The organism is Methylobrevis pamukkalensis (assembly GCF_001720135.1).
Taxonomy (GTDB): Bacteria; Pseudomonadota; Alphaproteobacteria; order Rhizobiales; family Pleomorphomonadaceae; genus Methylobrevis; species Methylobrevis pamukkalensis.
The window spans coordinates 1-14701 of record NZ_MCRJ01000012.1 but is presented as its reverse complement, the minus strand read 5'-3'; the positions used below and the strand labels follow the sequence as shown (position 1 = coordinate 14701).

The window sequence follows — 14701 nt, the reverse complement described above, 5'->3', positions numbered from 1 at the left end:
GGTCCGCCCGCCGGTCTGCGGCCCTGGTCCGCCCTTGTCGCGGTCCCCACCGGAGGCAGGTCCGCCCGCCGGAGCGCCGCGCCGGGCGGGTCGATTGCCCGGGCCGGACCGGCATCCTATAAATCCTGCGAAGCGGCGAACGCAGGACCGCTCGGGGGATTGGGCATGATCGTCGAGGACAGGATCTACATCGGCTCGAGCGGCAAGCCGGAATATCTCACCCTGAAGCTTGCGAACCGCCACGGGCTGGTGACGGGCGCGACCGGCACGGGCAAGACCGTGACGCTGCAGATCCTCGCCGAGGGCTTTTCCAATGCCGGCGTGCCGGTGTTCTGCGCCGACATCAAGGGCGACCTCTCGGGCCTTGCGATCGCCGGCGAGCCGAAGGACTTCCTGACCAAGCGGGCCGAGGAGATCGGTCTCGGCGACCAGTATGTGCTGGAGGAGAGCCCGACGATCTTCTGGGACCTGTTCGGCGTCGAGGGTCACCCGATCCGGACCACGATCTCGGAAATGGGGCCGCTGCTGCTGGCCCGGCTGATGAACCTCAACGACACCCAGGAGGGCGTGCTCAACATCGCCTTCAAGATTGCCGACGATGAGGGCCTGCTGCTGCTGGACCTCAAGGACCTGCGCGCGATGCTCGGCTATCTGTCGGAGCATGCGAAAGAGATCTCGGCCACCTACGGCAATGTCTCGACCGCCACCATCGGCGCGATCCAGCGCGGACTTCTGGTGCTGGAGCAGCAGGGCGCTGACAATTTCTTCGGCGAGCCGGCGCTGGAGATTTCCGAGCTGATGCGCACGACCCGCGACGGGCGTGGCGTCGTCAGCGTGCTGGCCGCCGACAAGCTGATCAACAACCCGCGCCTCTATGCCACCTTCCTGCTCTGGCTGCTGTCGGAGCTGTTCGAGGTGCTGCCGGAGGTCGGAGATCCCGAGAAGCCGCGTCTCGTCTTCTTCTTCGACGAGGCGCATCTCCTGTTCGACGAGGCCCCGAAGGCATTGGTCGACAAGGTGGAGCAGGTGGTCAAGCTGATCCGCTCCAAGGGCGTCGGCGTCTACTTCGTGACCCAGAACCCGCTCGACATGCCGGAAAGCGTGCTCGCCCAACTCGGCAACCGCATCCAGCACGCCCTGCGCGCCTACACCCCGCGCGAACAGCGGGCCGTGAAGGTGGCGGCGAGCACCTTCCGCCCGAACCCCGCCTTCGATGCCTTCGAGGTGATCACCCAGCTCGGCGTCGGCGAGGCACTGGTTTCGACACTGGAGGGCAAGGGCGTGCCGTCGGTGGTCGAGCGGACGCTGATCCGCCCGCCCTCCGGCCGGCTCGGGCCGTTGACACCGGAGGAGCGGCGCCAGATCGTGCAGAACAGCCCGGTCGCCGGCCATTACGACACGCCGGTCGACCGCGAGTCGGCCTTCGAGATGCTGGCGGCCAAGGCCGAGGAGGCGCTGGTGCAGGCGCAGGCACCGCAGGCGTCCGGCGGCCTCTTCGGCGGCCTGCTCGGCACCCTGTTCGGCACCACGACCACCGCGGCGGAGGGCGGCCGCCGCCCGAAGCTCACCGGCACCCAGCGGGTGGCGCGCGACGTGACGCGCTCTGTGGTCAACCAGGTGGCCGGCAAGGTCGCCGCCGATCTCGGCAGATCGGTCGCCGGTTCGGTCGGCTCGACGGCGGGCCGGGCGATCGTGCGCGGCGTGCTCGGCAGCCTGCTGCGGCGCTAGGTCAGGACGACCGGGACGGATCTTCCGGCGTCTTGCTGCGTCCTTGCAGCCACAGCGCGGTCATCCAGCACAGGATTGCCCAGGCGGCGCCGGCGCACCAGCCGGCGAGCACGTCGGTCGGATAGTGCACGCCGAGATAGATGCGGCTGAGGCCGATCAGCATCGTCAGCACGATGGCAATGCCGAGCACATAGGCCCGGGTGCGGCGATCTGGCTCGACCCGGGCGAGCAGGGCGCCGAGGGTCAGGTAGGTCGCCGCCGACAGCATGGCGTGGCCGCTCGGAAAACTCATGGTGTGGATGTCGGTCAGATGCGCCACGAGGTCCGGCCGCGGCCGGGCGAAGAGGTTCTTCATCAACGTGCTGAGCACCATGCCGCCGATGACCGAGGCGGCGACGATCAGGGCGTTGCGGCGCTTGCCCTTGGCGATCAGGTAGCCGATCGCCGCCAGCGTCAGCAGGGTGAGAACCGTGATGCTGCCGAGCGAGGTGATGTCCTTGACCGCGCTTTCCAGCCACGGCGGACCGATCGGGTCGGCGTGATCGGCCGGATTGCGCAGGGCGAGCAGCACGGCGGTGTCGAGCGCATGGGTCTCGTCCTCGGACACCTCCTCGGCGATCTGGATGAAGGCGAGCAGGCTGCCGCAGAACAGGATGATGAGGGACAGCGTCGCGAGTTCTGAACGCGCCCAGACGTAGATCTTCAGCAAGTCGAATCTGAACTGCGGCATGGACAGGGCCTCATGTGTCCCGCGAACGGGCGGGATTCGGACAGGCGGATCGCGCTCAGCCTTCGAGGCGGGGGCCGGAATGTCCCTGCGGAGCCTCGGCGAGGATCCTGTTCTCGCATCGTATCCGGATGAACAGCACCACCGCATTGGCGAGCGAGAAGACGAGCGCCACCAGCGGCAGCCCGAGGCACAGCGGCAGGACCGCGATCTCGCCGACGACCACCGCGTAGTTCGGATGGGACATGTAGCGATAGGGTCCATGCGTGACCAGTGGCGCGCCGGGCAGAACGATGATGCGCGTCGTCCAGCGCCGGCCGAGGGTGCCGAGAACCCAGAAGCGCAGGACCTGCAACACTCCGAAGACGGCAAGCCAGGCCGGATCGAGCGGCTGGTCCCAGCCGAACCACCAGAGGACGGCCAGCCAGACGACGTGCAGCGCGACGATGACCGGGTAGTGGCCGGCGCCGACCTCGTGGGCGCCGCGGGCGAGAAGCGCCGCGGTGTTGCGGCGCGCCAGCCAGAGTTCGCCGAGCCGCTCGGCCGTGACGAGGGCGAGCAGGAGGACCGCCGCGGTCATGGACCCGTCTCCAGCACGGCGGTGCTGAGCGAGAAGCCCGGCCCCATGGCCATCGCCAGGCTGCGTCCCGGTGCGCCTTCGGCCAGCATGCGTTCGAGCACGAACAGCGCCGTCGGGGCCGACATGTTGCCGAAGTCGGCGAGGACAGCCCGCTCGACCGCGAGCGCGCCGGCTTCGATCGGCAGGGCCTGTTCCAGCGCCTCGATCACCTTCGCGCCGCCGGGGTGGCAGATGTAGCGGTCGATGTCCGAGGCGGCGAGGTGGCCGGCACGCAGGATCGCCGCGACGGCGGCCCCGGTCTCGGCTGCGGCAAAGGGAGGAATCGCCCGGTCGAAGATGACGCCGAAGCCGGTCTCGTCGATGTCCCAGCCCATGATGCCGAGCGTCCCCGGCCAGGTGTGCTGGCCGGTGGCGCCGATGCGGGCAAGTCCGCCGCCATCGGTCGAGAGCAGGCAGGCTGCCGCGCCGTCGCCGAACAGGGCGGTGGCGACGATGTTCGCCTTCGTCAGCTTGTCGAGCCGGAAGGAGAGGCTGCAGAGTTCCACGGCGACCAGAAGCACGAGGCTGCCCGGCCGGGCTTCGGCGAGGCGTCCGGCGATGCCGAGGCCGGCGATGCCGCCGCCGCAGCCATGGCCGAACACCGGGACGCGCAGCACATCCGGCCGCAGGCCGAGACGCTCGGCCGCCCGGGCCTCGATGCTTGGCGTGGCAATGCCGGTGGAGGACACGGTGACGACCGTGTCGATCGCTGCGGCCGGCAACCCGGCCCTTTGCAGCGCGCGTTCGGTTGCTTCGGCGAACAGGGCTTCGGCTCCGGCGAGATAGGCGACGTTGCGATCGCTCCATCCATGCGGCGCGCGATACCAGTCGAGGGGCTGGGCGACATGACGCTTGCGGATGCCGGAGGTCCGGAACACCCGTTCGATCCGGTCGAAATCGTCGAACCTGTCGGCAAAGGTGTCCCGCGCGAGATCTGCCGCCGTCTCCTGGTCGAGGATCGTGGGCGGGACAGCGGTGGCGATGGCGTGAAGCTGGGCGTTCAACAGGAAACCGATCGATTGGCTGTCGGGAGGATTTCGGCAACACCGGCGTCGCGCGTTCGCCGGGCATTCCCGCTAACGATCTTGCGCCCGTTCCGTTTCGCAGCTTCGAACACAATTTCCTGATCGACAAGCGAATCTCGGTCTTCGCGAAGGCCGAGATCGGCGGGGCGACCCACCTCCGGCTTGCGTCCGCCGCGCGCCTCGTCTATTGATTCAATAGTTCTTGAAATATTGAGATGACGATGGACGAAACAGAAGCCCTTGGCGCCTTCGCCGCGCTGTCGCAGGAAACCCGGCTCCGCATCCTGCGGCTGCTGGTGACCTCCGGACCCGACGGCCTTGCCGCCGGTGCGGTCGCCGAGGCGATGGGCGTCTCCTCCTCCAATCTCTCCTTCCATCTCGCCCAGCTGGAACGGGCGGGCCTCGTCACGTCGCGACGCGAGTCGCGTTCGATCCTCTACAGCGCCGCCTATCCGGTGCTCGCCGACCTGATCCGCTTCCTGATGCGCGACTGCTGTCAGGGGCACCCCGAAGTCTGCGTGCCCGCCCTGGAAGCGGCGCCCGCCTGCTGCCCGCCCGAGAAGGACGTTCCCCATGTCTGACCACGTCTACAACGTGCTGTTCCTGTGCACCGGCAATTCCGCCCGCTCCATCCTGGGCGAGGCGATCCTCAACGCCGACCCGAGCGGTCGCTTCCGCGCGTTTTCGGCCGGCAGCCAGCCGAAGGGCGCGGTCAATCCCTTCGCGCTGAAGCTGCTGGAAAGCTATGACCTGTCGACCGAGGGACTGCGGTCCAAGCCTTGGGACGAGTTCGCCGCACCCGGCGCGCCGGTGATGGATTTCGTCTTCACCGTCTGCGACGACGCCGCCGGCGAGACCTGCCCGGTGTGGCCCGGCCAGCCGATGATTGCCCATTGGGGCATCGAGGACCCGGCCGCGGTCGAGGGCACCGACATCGAGAAGCTGGCCGCCTTCACCCGCGCCTACCGCTTCCTGAAGAACCGCATCTCGGTGTTCACGGCCCTGCCGATCGAGAGCCTCGACCGGCTGGCGCTCGGTCGGCGCCTGCGCGACATCGGCCAGTCGGAAGGCCACTCGGACGGCGCCGCCGCGCCCCGCTCCGACGTGGCGTGAGGGCGGCATGGACGTCGTCGTCTACCACAACCCCGGATGCGGCACCTCGCGCAACACCCTCGCGCTGCTGCGGCATCAGGGGATCGAGCCGCATGTGATCGAGTATCTGAAGACGCCGCCGAGCGCGGCCATGCTGGTCGATCTCGCCCGGCGGATGCGGATGCCGCTGCGCGAACTCCTGCGCGAGAAGGGCACGCCCTTCCGCGATCTGGGGCTCGGCGATCCGACCGTTGGCGACGAGGCGCTGCTGGCGGCGATCCAGGAGCATCCGGTGCTGATCAACCGGCCGATCGTGGTGGCGCCGCAGGGCGTGAAGCTCTGCCGTCCGTCCGAGACCGTGCTCGACCTGATCCCGCTTGTCGTGGCCGCCGACCTCGACAAGGACGACGGCACGCCGTTCCTGCGCGACGAGCAGATCTCGGCCACCGACCCGCGTCTTGCCAAGGCGCTGCGCGCGGCGAGACTGCGACCGAGGATCTCGATGTCTCGCCGGGCCGGTTCTTTGCCTTCCGCACGCTCGGCGGCACGCTGCTCGGCCATGCCGGCTTCGAGATCTACGGCGGCGACGCACTGATCCGGTCGCTCGCGGTGAGGGAAGAGCAGCGTGGCAAGGGCGCGGCCCGCGCCATGCTGCAGCTTCTCTCGACCCGTGCCTTCGAACAGGGCGCGCGGCGCGCCTTCGTGCTGACGACCACGGCGGCCGACCTCTTCCGCAAGGCCGGCTATGCGGACATGGACCGCAGCGCCGCGCCGGCGGCGATCCTTGGCACCCCGCAGGCCGCCTCCCTCTGTCCCTCTTCGGCGACGCTTCTGGCCCGCCGCATCACCCTGTGAGGCCCGATGTCGGTCTTTGAACGCTATCTCTCGCTCTGGGTCTTCCTGTGCATTGTCGTCGGGATCGGCCTTGGCTATCTCGTTCCCGGCGCCTTCCAGCTGGTGGCGGCGGCCGAGATCGCCAAGGTCAACCTGCCGGTGGCGGTGCTGATCTGGCTCATGGTCATTCCCATGCTGCTGAAGATCGACTTCGCCGCGCTGACGGAGGTCGGCCGGCACTGGCGCGGCATCGGCGTGACGCTGTTCGTCAACTGGGCGGTGAAGCCCTTTTCCATGGCGCTGCTGGGCTGGCTGTTCATCGGCTGGCTGTTCCGCGACCTGCTGCCGGCCGACCAGATCGACAGCTACATCGCCGGCCTGATCATCCTCGCCGCCGCCCCCTGCACGGCCATGGTGTTCGTGTGGTCGAACCTCACGCGCGGCGAGCCGCATTTCACCCTGAGCCAGGTGGCGCTCAACGACGCGATCATGGTCGTCGCCTTCGCGCCGATCGTGGCGCTGCTGCTCGGGCTTTCGGCGATCATCGTGCCGTGGGACACGCTGCTGCTGTCGGTGGTGCTGTACATCATCGTGCCGGTGATCATCGCCCAGCTGCTGCGCCGCCGGCTGCTGGCCACGGGCGGCGAGGCCTCCCTGAACCGGGTTCTGGCAAAGCTCGGCCCTGTGTCGCTGACCGCGCTGCTGGCGACGCTGGTGCTGCTGTTCGGCTTCCAGGGCGACCGGATCATCGCCGAGCCGCTGGTGATCGCGCTTCTGGCCGTGCCGATCCTGATCCAGGTCTATTTCAACTCCGGCCTTGCCTATCTCCTCAACCGCATGGCCGGCGAGAAGCATTGCGTCGCCGGGCCCTCGGCCCTGATCGGCGCCTCGAACTTCTTCGAGCTGGCGGTCGCCGCCGCGATCAGCCTGTTCGGTCTCGGCTCGGGCGCGGCGCTCGCCACCGTGGTCGGCGTGCTGATCGAGGTGCCGGTGATGCTGTCGGTGGTCTGGATCGTCAACGGGTCGAAGGGCTGGTATGAACGCGGACTGCCGGCCGCGGCCAGAGAAGAGGTTCGTCCGTGACCCCTGCCGATCTTCCCAACGTCACCGATGCCCTGCTGCCGCGCCCGACCTCGCCCGCCTCGCGACCGCGACGCCCTCGGCGCATCCGCCGCGCATCCTGCTGCTCTACGGCTCGCTGCGCGACCGCTCCTACAGCCGCTTCGCCACGCTGGAGGCCCAGCGGCTGCTGGAGCATTTCGGCGCCGAGACGCGGGTCTTCGACCCGCGCGACCTGCCGCTGCCGGATGCGGTGGCCGCCGACCATCCGAAGGTCCGGGAGCTTCGCGACCTGTCGATCTGGTCGGAGGGGCAGGTCTGGACCAGCCCGGAGCGGCACGGAGCGATGAGCGCCGTGCTGAAGGCGCAGATCGACTGGATCCCGCTGGCCACGGGCGCGGTGCGGCCGACCCAGGGCCGCACACTGGCGGTGATGCAGGTCTGCGGCGGCTCGCAGTCGTTCAATGCCGTCAACCAGATGCGGATCCTCGGCCGCTGGATGCGCATGCTGACGATCCCGAACCAGTCGTCGGTAGCGAAAGCCTACGAGGAATTCGACGAGGCCGGGCGGATGCGGCCGTCCTCCTATTACGATCGCATCGTCGACGTGATGGAGGAACTGGTGAAGTTCACGCTGCTCACCCGTGACGTCGCTCCCTACCTGACCGACCGCTACAGCGAGCGCAAGGAAACGGCGGACAAGCTCGAGGCAAGGCTCAAGCTCGGCGCCGTGCGGTGAGTGGACTGGCTCTGGCCGAGGCCGGCGGGCGCCGCTGGCCGGTGATCACCGTGCTCGGCATCACCCAGATCTTCGCCTGGGGCAGCTCCTACTACCTCCTCGCCGTGCTGGCCGGTCCGATCGCCGCCGACACCGGCTGGCCACTGCCGTGGATCGTCGGCTCCCTGTCGATCGGGCTTCTTTCCGCCGGTGCGGTCTCGCCGGCGGCCAGCAACGCCATCGGCCTGCGCGGCGGCCGGCCGGTGCTGGCGCTTTCGTCGCTGCTGCTTGCCGCGGGGCTGGTGATCCTTGCCCTTTCAATGACGCTGCCGATGTTCGTCATCGGCTGGCTGGTGATCGGCGCGGGCATGGGGTCGGGGCTCTATGACGCCGCCTTCGCCTCGCTCGGTCGCTACTACGGTGCGTCGGCCCGGCCGTCGATCACCGTGCTGACGCTCTGGGGCGGCTTTGCCAGCACGGTCTGCTGGCCGCTCTCGGCCCTGCTGGTCGACGCGGTGGGCTGGCGCGGTGCCTGCCTTGCCTATGCGGCGATCCAGATCGGCCTCAGCCTGCCGCTGATCCTCGTCTTCCTGCCGCGCGTGGCACCGGCCCCTCTTCCGGACGGCACCCGTCCGCCACCGCCGCCCGCCGCCTTCTCCGGCGCCGAACGACGGACCTTCGCGCTGCTCTGCGCGATCATGATCCTGTGCGGGGTCGCCGCCGCGACGATGTCGGTGCATCTCCTCACCCTGCTGCAGGCGAGAGGCGAGACGCTGGCGGCCGCGGTGGCGCTGGGTGCGCTGCTCGGCCCGGCGCAGGTCGGCGCGCGCATCGTCGAGATGGCCGGCCGGGGGCGCCATCATCCGATCTGGACCATGGCCGCGGCCGTGATCCTGACCGCGCTCGGCCTGCTGCTGCTCACCGTCGACACGTCGCTGGCGGCTCTCGCGCTCGTCTTCTACGGCGCGGGCAACGGGGTCTATTCGATCGCGCGCGGCACCCTGCCGCTCGCCCTGTTCGGTCCGGAGCGCTATGCGCGGGCCATCGGACGGCTCGGACGGCCGAACTTCGTGGCGCAGGCACTCGCTCCCTCGCTGGCCGCCCTCGTGCTGTCCATGACGGGAGCCGACGTGACGCTGTGGCTGCTCACCGGGATCGCGGTCGTCAACGTCGGGCTCGCCGGCCTGCTCTGGCGGTCCTGCGGGCGTGTCGAGGCCGCCCGGCGGCTGTGAAGCCGCGCGATGATGGCCGAGCCCTCTTCAATCAGGAAACGATTTCGCGTCTTATGCGGCCCGACGCATCAACCGCCGGAGCCCGCCCATGTCCTCGCTCGCCCCCGTCCTTGCCCGTCTCGACAGCGGCCTCGACGACAGCCTCGCGCGGCTGTTCGACCTCCTCCGTCTGAAGTCGATCTCGACCGATCCCGCCTTTGCCGCCGACTGCCGGGCGAGCGCCGCATGGCTGGTGGCGGACCTGACCGACATCGGCTTTTCGGCCTCCCTGCGCGAGACGCCCGGCCATCCGATGGTGGTGGCGCACTGGACCGGCGCGCCCGGCAGGCCGCATGTGCTGTTCTACGGCCACTACGACGTCCAGCCGGTCGATCCGCTGGAGCTCTGGACCCGGCCGCCCTTCGAGCCGGCGATCGAGACGCGGGCCGATGGCGCGCGGCAGATCTCGGCGCGCGGCTCGTCCGACGACAAGGGCCAGCTGATGACCTTCGTCGAGGCGGCGCGGGCGTGGATGGCCGAGACCGGCGGCCTGCCGGTCAACGTGACGATCCTGTTCGAGGGCGAGGAGGAGTCGGGCAGCCCGAGCCTCGTTCCCTTCCTGGAGGCGAACCGGGCGGAGCTTTCGCATGATGTCGCGCTGGTCTGCGACACCGGCATGTGGGACGCGGCCACGCCGGCGATCACCGCCAGCCTGCGCGGCCTGGTCGGCGAGGAAGTGGTCGTCACCTGCGCCTCGCGCGACCTGCATTCGGGGCAGTATGGCGGCCCGGCGCTGAACCCGATCCGGGTGCTGGCCCGCATTCTGGCCGACCTTCACGACGATACCGGCCGGGTGACGCTGCCGGGCTTCTACGACGCATTGCCGAGACGCCGGAGGCGGTGCGTGCCAACTGGGACAGCCTCGGCTTCGATGCGGCCGAATTCCTCGGCGACGTCGGCCTCGCGGTGCCGGCCGGCGAGGCGGGGCGCGGCGTGCTGGAGCAGATCTGGGCGCGGCCGACCGCGGAAGTGAACGGGATTTCCGGCGGCTACACCGGCGAGGGTTTCAAGACCGTGCTGCCGGCGACAGCCAAGGCCAAGGTCTCCTTCCGCCTCGTCGGCGGCCAGGATCCGGACAAGGTTCGCGCCGCCTTCCGCGCCTTCGTGACGGAACGGCTGCCGGCGGACGCGAAGGTCGCCTTCCATCCCCATGGCGGCAGCCCCGGCCTGACCCTGTCGCAGGACAATCCGGCGCTGAGGAAGGCGCTGGCGGCGCTTTCCGCGGAATGGGGCAAGCCCGCCGCGATCATCGGCGGCGGCGGGTCGATCCCGGTCGTCGGCCACTTCAAGGACATCCTCGGGATGGACAGCCTGATGATCGGCTTCGGCCTGGGCGACGACCGGATTCACAGCCCGAACGAGAAATACGATCTCACCAGCTTTGCCGGCGGCCAACGCTCGTGGGCGCGGGTGCTGGCCGCCCTGGCGGAGTGAGGCGCCGCTTACTGGATGCGGTCGAGCACGTCGGGGAACAGCCCCAGGATGCCGATCAGGATCAGGTAGGCGGCGACGATGTAGTTGAGGAAGCGCGGGGCAATCAGGATGATGATGCCGGCAATGAGGGCGACGAGCGGGGCGATCTCGATGGCGACCATGGGATGTTCCTTGCAGTAGGGGGCTGAGTTGAGGAAAGCCGGGGATCGGGCGCAGTTCCCGCGCCCTGTCGGCTTCTCAACGTCCGGCGCGGCGATTTGTGCCTTGCAGCATGCCGTCCGTCGCCTTGCCGTGTCGGCGAGGTCGATTTCGCCGTGGATCGCGTGGTGACGGCGGGCTATGTCTCGGATCAATCAGGCTCATGGGGCCGGATCACAGAGGACGACGGCGCGATGGCGGAGCATTCGAAGACCTGGACCTATGTCGACGGCGACTGGCACGCGGGCAACGTGCCGCTGCTCGGGCCGCGGTCCCATGCCTTCTGGCAGGGATCGAGCGTCTTCGACGGAGCCCGGGCCTTCGAGGGCGTGATGCCGGACATCGCGCTTCACTGCGAACGGGTGAACCGCAGCGCCGCAGCCCTGCTGCTGGAGCCGACCATGGCGCCGGGCACGATCGCGGAACTGGCCCGCGAGGGCGTGGCGAAGTTCGAGCCCGGGACCGCGCTCTACATCCGGCCGATGTACTGGGCGGAAGAGGGCGGCTACATGGGCGTGCCGCCGCTGAAGGAATCGACGCGCTTCTGCCTGTCGATCTACGAGACGCCGATGCCGCCCGTCACCGGCTTCACGGCGACCTTCTCGCCCTTCCGCCGTCCGTCGCTGGAGGTGGCGCCGACCAACGCCAAGGCCGGTTGCCTCTATCCCAACAGCGGGCGGGCGATCATGGAGGCGAAGGCGCGCGGCTTCGACAACGCGATCATGTGCGACATGCTCGGCAATGTCGCCGAGACGGCCACCTCGAACATCTTCCTCGTGAAGGACGGCAGGGTGGCGACGCCGGTGCCGAACGGCTCGTTCCTCTCCGGCATCACCCGCGCGCGGGTGATCGGCCTCTTGCGCGAGGCGGGCGTCGAGGTCACCGAGACCCGGCTGATGCCGTCCGACTTCCTGGAGGCCGACGAGGTTTTCTCCACCGGCAACTATGCCAAGGTGGTGCCGGTCACCCGGATCGACGGGCGCGACTTCCAGCCCGGTCCGGTGATGGCGCGGGCGCGCGATCTCTACTGGGAGTTCGCGCACGGCTCGGCCTGAGCCGGCCTGCCGCCACGTCTCTCGGGATGCGCTGCCAGGATGTACGGCGTCAATGTCAGTCGAGCAGGAAGACGTCCGCATCCGGCTGGGAGGCCGGGGCCGGCTTCAGCACGGCAACGGGCGCCGGGACGGGCACCTGCGGGACGACGGGAACGGGGGCGGGAACCGCGACCGGCCGCTGCGCCGCGAGGTGCTCGCGCACGTGCACGAAGCCGGTGCTGGTCAGCACCTCGTGGTCATCGACCTTGCGCCGCTCCGGTCCGATGTAGTTCGGATCCTTGCGGCGGCGGCGGTCGGGACCGAAGTAGCCGGACCGGGTCTTGATGTAGACGCGCGGCTTTTCCAGCACGCCCATCAGCCGCTGGTAGACGAACTTCGGGCGGATCGGCTTGACCAGGACCTCGTCGATGCCGTGGTTGATCGCGCGCTGGATGTTGGTGCGGTCGGCGTGGCCGGTGACCATGATGATCGGCAGCATGCGGTTGCGCAGTTCGGAATTGTGCCGGATCCTGTCGGCGACGCGAAAGCCGTTGGTGCCGGGCATCATCAGATCGAGGAAGCAGACGTCGACGAAGGTCGTCTTCATCATCTCGATGGCGTCGTCGGGGTTCTCGAAATCGATGATGTCGCGAAAGCCGAATTCCCAGAGCACCGACCGCATCAGGCTCGAGAAGGTGCGGTTGTCGTCGATCAGAATGATCTGCTTGAACGGCTTGTCGTCGGCCTCGGCCATCGTCCCATCTCCCCGGCGCCCGCCGAGGATCGGTCGTCACGATTAACATTCTGTTCGAAAACCGCGGCATCCGGGCCGAAAACGACGCGGGCCGCGGAGAAAATCCCCGCGGCCCGCACATCATCCGGCGATCAGGTGGCCGGACGGCCGATCATGCCTTGGAATAGAGTTCCGCGACATAGTCCCAGTTCACGAGGTTGTCGAAGAAGGCCTCGAGGTACTTCGGACGGGCGTTGCGGTAGTCGATGTAATAGGAATGCTCCCAGACATCGACGCCGAGCAGCGGCGTGGCGCCGTGCACGAGCGGGTTCTCGCCGTTCGGCGTCTTCATCACGGACAGCTTGCCGTCCTTGACCGCAAGCCAGGCCCAGCCGGAGCCGAACTGGCCGGCACCGGCGGCAAGGAACTCCTCGCGGAACTTCTCGACCGAGCCGAGGTCGGCGACGATCGCCTTCTCCAGTTCGCCCGGCATGGCGCCGCCGCCATTCGGCTTCATCCACTTCCAGAAATGGATGTGGTTGAAGTGCTGGCCGGCGTTGTTGAAGAGGCCCGCATTCTTGCCGTAGCTCTCCTTGACGATCTCTTCGAGGCTCTTGTCCTCGAGGCCGGAGCCGGCGAGCAGCTTGTTGCCGTTGGTCACATAGGCGGCGTGGTGCTTGTCGTGATGAAACTCGAGCGTTTCGGCGGACATGTAGGGTCCCAGCGCGTCATAGGCATAGGGCAGGTCCGGCAATTCGAAAGGCATGTCAGTCTCCTGAGAATTCTGGTGTCGGGCCACCGCGAAGAAGTGGGGCCCGGGTCCCTGCAGGGTCAACCCCCCGGCATGCGATCGGTTCCGGAAAAACGACGTGACCGTCGGGGAGGGGCGTGGTTGGGCAGGACTCTGAACGACGAGGCAACGATATCAGGAGTTTTGCGGAGTCTCAATGCCGAGCACCGGGGCCGCGGGCGGGCACAGGGCAAGACCGCCGACGCAGCAGGCCAGAGCGTCTGCCGCCTGCGAAATGCGCTCGCCCAGGCTCCGGCTTCGACTTATACTTTTCGCTCCTGAAGCAGGATTTTCGAGCATTTCGGTTGGGCGAGGGGGCAGGCATGAGCGAGACAAGGTCGGTGGGATCGGCGTTCCCCGGCGGCATGAACGGGCTGCTGGTGGCGCTTGGCATTGCCGTCGTCGCCGCGGTCGGCGGCTGGGCGATGGTGGCCTACGGCGCGTCGGAGCGCAGCGAACTGGAGGCGCGGATCGCGGCGCTCGAGGCCGATGTCGGCACCGAGCAGGAGATGGCCGCCCGACTGTCCGCCCTGCGCCGGCAGGCGAGCGTCGCCAACAACCAGATCGTCGCGCGCTCGGCCGCCGCCACCGCGCGGGCCGCGGAACTGGCAAAGGCCGAGAGCCGGCTGGCCGCGATCGTCGCCCGCGAGAGCGAGGCACTCGCCGCCACCGAGGGCGCGCGCACGGAGCTTGCCGGCCTTGAGGCCGAGCTGCCGGCCATGACCCGCGTTGTCGTCCGCAAGCGCAACGAGCTGGTGTCGCTGTCGGCGGCGGCGGGCGCGCGCACGGTGGAACTCGGCAAGCTGAACACCTCCGTTGCCGAGGCTCAGGGGACCCTTGCCGAGGCGGCCGAATGGACGCAGCGACGCGAGACGGCGATGGCGGACACCGCCGTGCTGGAACGCCAGACGCTGCGCGCGCGCAATCGCCTCGTGTCGTTGTCGGCCGCCAGCGGCGCACGCGCCGCGCAGGTGGAGAAGGCTGCTGCCGCCAAGCGCCGCGGAGGCGCGGCTGGCCGAGGCGACGTCGCTGGCCGCCAGCGCCGGACGTCGTCTTGCCGCCGCCGAGGAAAGCCTCGCCGCGACCGAGGATGCCCATGCGCTGGCCGAACGCCGGCTGGTCCGCACCACCAACCGGCTGGTGCCGACGCTTGCCGCCCTCACCGTGCGCGAGGCGCAACTGACCCGCACGAGCGAGGGCGTTGCCGCGCTGGAGACCCGCGCGAGCGAACTGACCGCGCTCGCCGAGGAGAAGACCGCGGCGATCCGCACCGCCGAGCGCGCGGTCACGACCGCCCGCGCGCAGATCTCCGCCCTTCGCAAGCTGCTCGACGACAGCGAAACACTGATCGCGGCATCGGAAGGAAGCGACGCCGCGGTGCAGTGAGACCCAAGACATCGTCCTGAATGCCGCAAGCCCTCTCGCCTGAACCGGCGAGA

The 14701-nt window shown here is 68.9% G+C and carries 17 protein-coding genes and 1 pseudogene; 11 read left to right on the top strand and 7 right to left on the bottom strand.

Annotation, left to right across the window (positions count from 1 at the left end; all coding sequences use genetic code 11):
• Positions 1-165: 165 nt before the first annotated feature.
• The gene (locus tag A6302_RS03475; RefSeq protein ID WP_069305880.1) at positions 166-1728 is read left to right on the top strand and encodes a helicase HerA-like C-terminal domain-containing protein; all 1563 of its coding nucleotides are present in this window, start codon (positions 166-168) and stop codon (positions 1726-1728) included.
• Position 1729: 1 nt separating this feature from the next.
• On the opposite strand, the gene A6302_RS03470 is transcribed toward A6302_RS03475, so the two are convergent.
• The 3 genes from A6302_RS03470 to A6302_RS03460 are packed head-to-tail and all read right to left on the bottom strand — an operon-like array spanning position 1730 to position 4078.
• The gene (locus A6302_RS03470; RefSeq protein ID WP_069305879.1) at positions 1730-2458 is read right to left on the bottom strand and encodes a phosphatase PAP2 family protein; all 729 of its coding nucleotides are present in this window, start codon (positions 2456-2458) and stop codon (positions 1730-1732) included.
• A gap of 55 nt (positions 2459-2513) precedes the next feature.
• Positions 2514-3035: an isoprenylcysteine carboxyl methyltransferase family protein gene (locus A6302_RS03465; RefSeq protein ID WP_069305878.1), complete on the bottom strand. Its 522-nt coding sequence runs from the start codon at positions 3033-3035 to the stop codon at positions 2514-2516.
• The gene (locus A6302_RS03460; RefSeq protein WP_245293895.1) at positions 3032-4078 is read right to left on the bottom strand and encodes a type III polyketide synthase; all 1047 of its coding nucleotides are present in this window, start codon (positions 4076-4078) and stop codon (positions 3032-3034) included. The genes A6302_RS03465 and A6302_RS03460 overlap by 4 nt, the downstream gene beginning before the upstream one ends.
• Positions 4079-4320: 242 nt before the next feature.
• On the opposite strand from A6302_RS03460, the gene A6302_RS03455 reads away from it, so the two are divergent.
• The 8 genes and pseudogenes from A6302_RS03455 to A6302_RS03420 all read left to right on the top strand — a co-directional run bounded on the left by A6302_RS03455 (position 4321) and on the right by A6302_RS03420 (position 10507).
• Positions 4321-4680 carry an ArsR/SmtB family transcription factor gene (locus A6302_RS03455; RefSeq protein ID WP_069305899.1) on the top strand — a complete coding sequence of 120 codons (360 nt, stop codon included), beginning with the start codon at positions 4321-4323 and terminating at the stop codon, positions 4678-4680.
• Entirely contained in the window at positions 4673-5212 is a 540-nt protein-coding gene (locus A6302_RS03450) for an arsenate reductase ArsC (RefSeq protein WP_069305876.1), read from the top strand. Before A6302_RS03455 ends, A6302_RS03450 begins: the two co-directional genes overlap by 8 nt.
• Positions 5213-5219: 7 nt before the next feature.
• Positions 5220-5786, top strand: coding sequence for an arsenate reductase (glutaredoxin) (arsC, locus tag A6302_RS25575; RefSeq protein ID WP_083255473.1), 567 nt, complete (start codon positions 5220-5222; stop codon positions 5784-5786).
• Complete coding sequence (locus A6302_RS25570; RefSeq protein WP_083255481.1) at positions 5741-6046, top strand: GNAT family N-acetyltransferase; 306 nt, start codon at positions 5741-5743, stop codon at positions 6044-6046. The genes arsC and A6302_RS25570 overlap by 46 nt, the downstream gene beginning before the upstream one ends.
• Before the next feature lie 6 nt (positions 6047-6052).
• Complete coding sequence (gene arsB, locus A6302_RS03435; protein ID WP_069305875.1) at positions 6053-7108, top strand: ACR3 family arsenite efflux transporter; 1056 nt, start codon at positions 6053-6055, stop codon at positions 7106-7108.
• Positions 7062-7823 (top strand): arsenical resistance protein ArsH, encoded by a 762-nt coding sequence (gene arsH / locus A6302_RS03430; protein WP_083255472.1) that lies wholly within the window; start codon positions 7062-7064, stop codon positions 7821-7823. The genes arsB and arsH overlap by 47 nt, the downstream gene beginning before the upstream one ends.
• Positions 7820-9034, top strand: coding sequence for an MFS transporter (locus A6302_RS03425; RefSeq protein ID WP_245293894.1), 1215 nt, complete (start codon positions 7820-7822; stop codon positions 9032-9034). The genes arsH and A6302_RS03425 overlap by 4 nt, the downstream gene beginning before the upstream one ends.
• Positions 9035-9122: 88 nt before the next feature.
• A pseudogene (locus A6302_RS03420) lies at positions 9123-10507 on the top strand (M20/M25/M40 family metallo-hydrolase).
• An 8-nt stretch (positions 10508-10515) separates the two neighbouring features.
• On the opposite strand, the gene A6302_RS20980 reads toward A6302_RS03420, so the two are convergent.
• Entirely contained in the window at positions 10516-10668 is a 153-nt protein-coding gene (locus tag A6302_RS20980; RefSeq protein WP_083255471.1) for a DUF3096 domain-containing protein, read from the bottom strand.
• Positions 10669-10899: 231 nt separating this feature from the next.
• Here A6302_RS20980 and A6302_RS03415 point away from each other — a divergent pair, with 231 nt between their 5' ends.
• Positions 10900-11760 (top strand): branched-chain amino acid aminotransferase, encoded by an 861-nt coding sequence (locus tag A6302_RS03415; protein WP_069305874.1) that lies wholly within the window; start codon positions 10900-10902, stop codon positions 11758-11760.
• A 55-nt stretch (positions 11761-11815) separates the two neighbouring features.
• Here the strand turns inward: A6302_RS03415 and A6302_RS03410 are convergent, their stop codons facing one another.
• The 3 genes from A6302_RS03410 to A6302_RS03400 form a co-directional block, all read right to left on the bottom strand.
• Complete coding sequence (locus tag A6302_RS03410) at positions 11816-12493, bottom strand: response regulator (protein WP_069305873.1); 678 nt, start codon at positions 12491-12493, stop codon at positions 11816-11818.
• Positions 12494-12644: 151 nt separating this feature from the next.
• The gene (locus tag A6302_RS03405) at positions 12645-13238 is read right to left on the bottom strand and encodes a superoxide dismutase (protein WP_069305872.1); all 594 of its coding nucleotides are present in this window, start codon (positions 13236-13238) and stop codon (positions 12645-12647) included.
• Positions 13239-13695: 457 nt separating this feature from the next.
• Positions 13696-14064: a hypothetical protein gene (locus tag A6302_RS03400; protein ID WP_141703385.1), complete on the bottom strand. Its 369-nt coding sequence runs from the start codon at positions 14062-14064 to the stop codon at positions 13696-13698.
• 35 nt (positions 14065-14099) lie between these two features.
• On the opposite strand from A6302_RS03400, the gene A6302_RS21900 reads away from it, so the two are divergent.
• Entirely contained in the window at positions 14100-14648 is a 549-nt protein-coding gene (locus A6302_RS21900) for a hypothetical protein (protein WP_141703384.1), read from the top strand.
• Positions 14649-14701 lie beyond the last annotated feature (53 nt).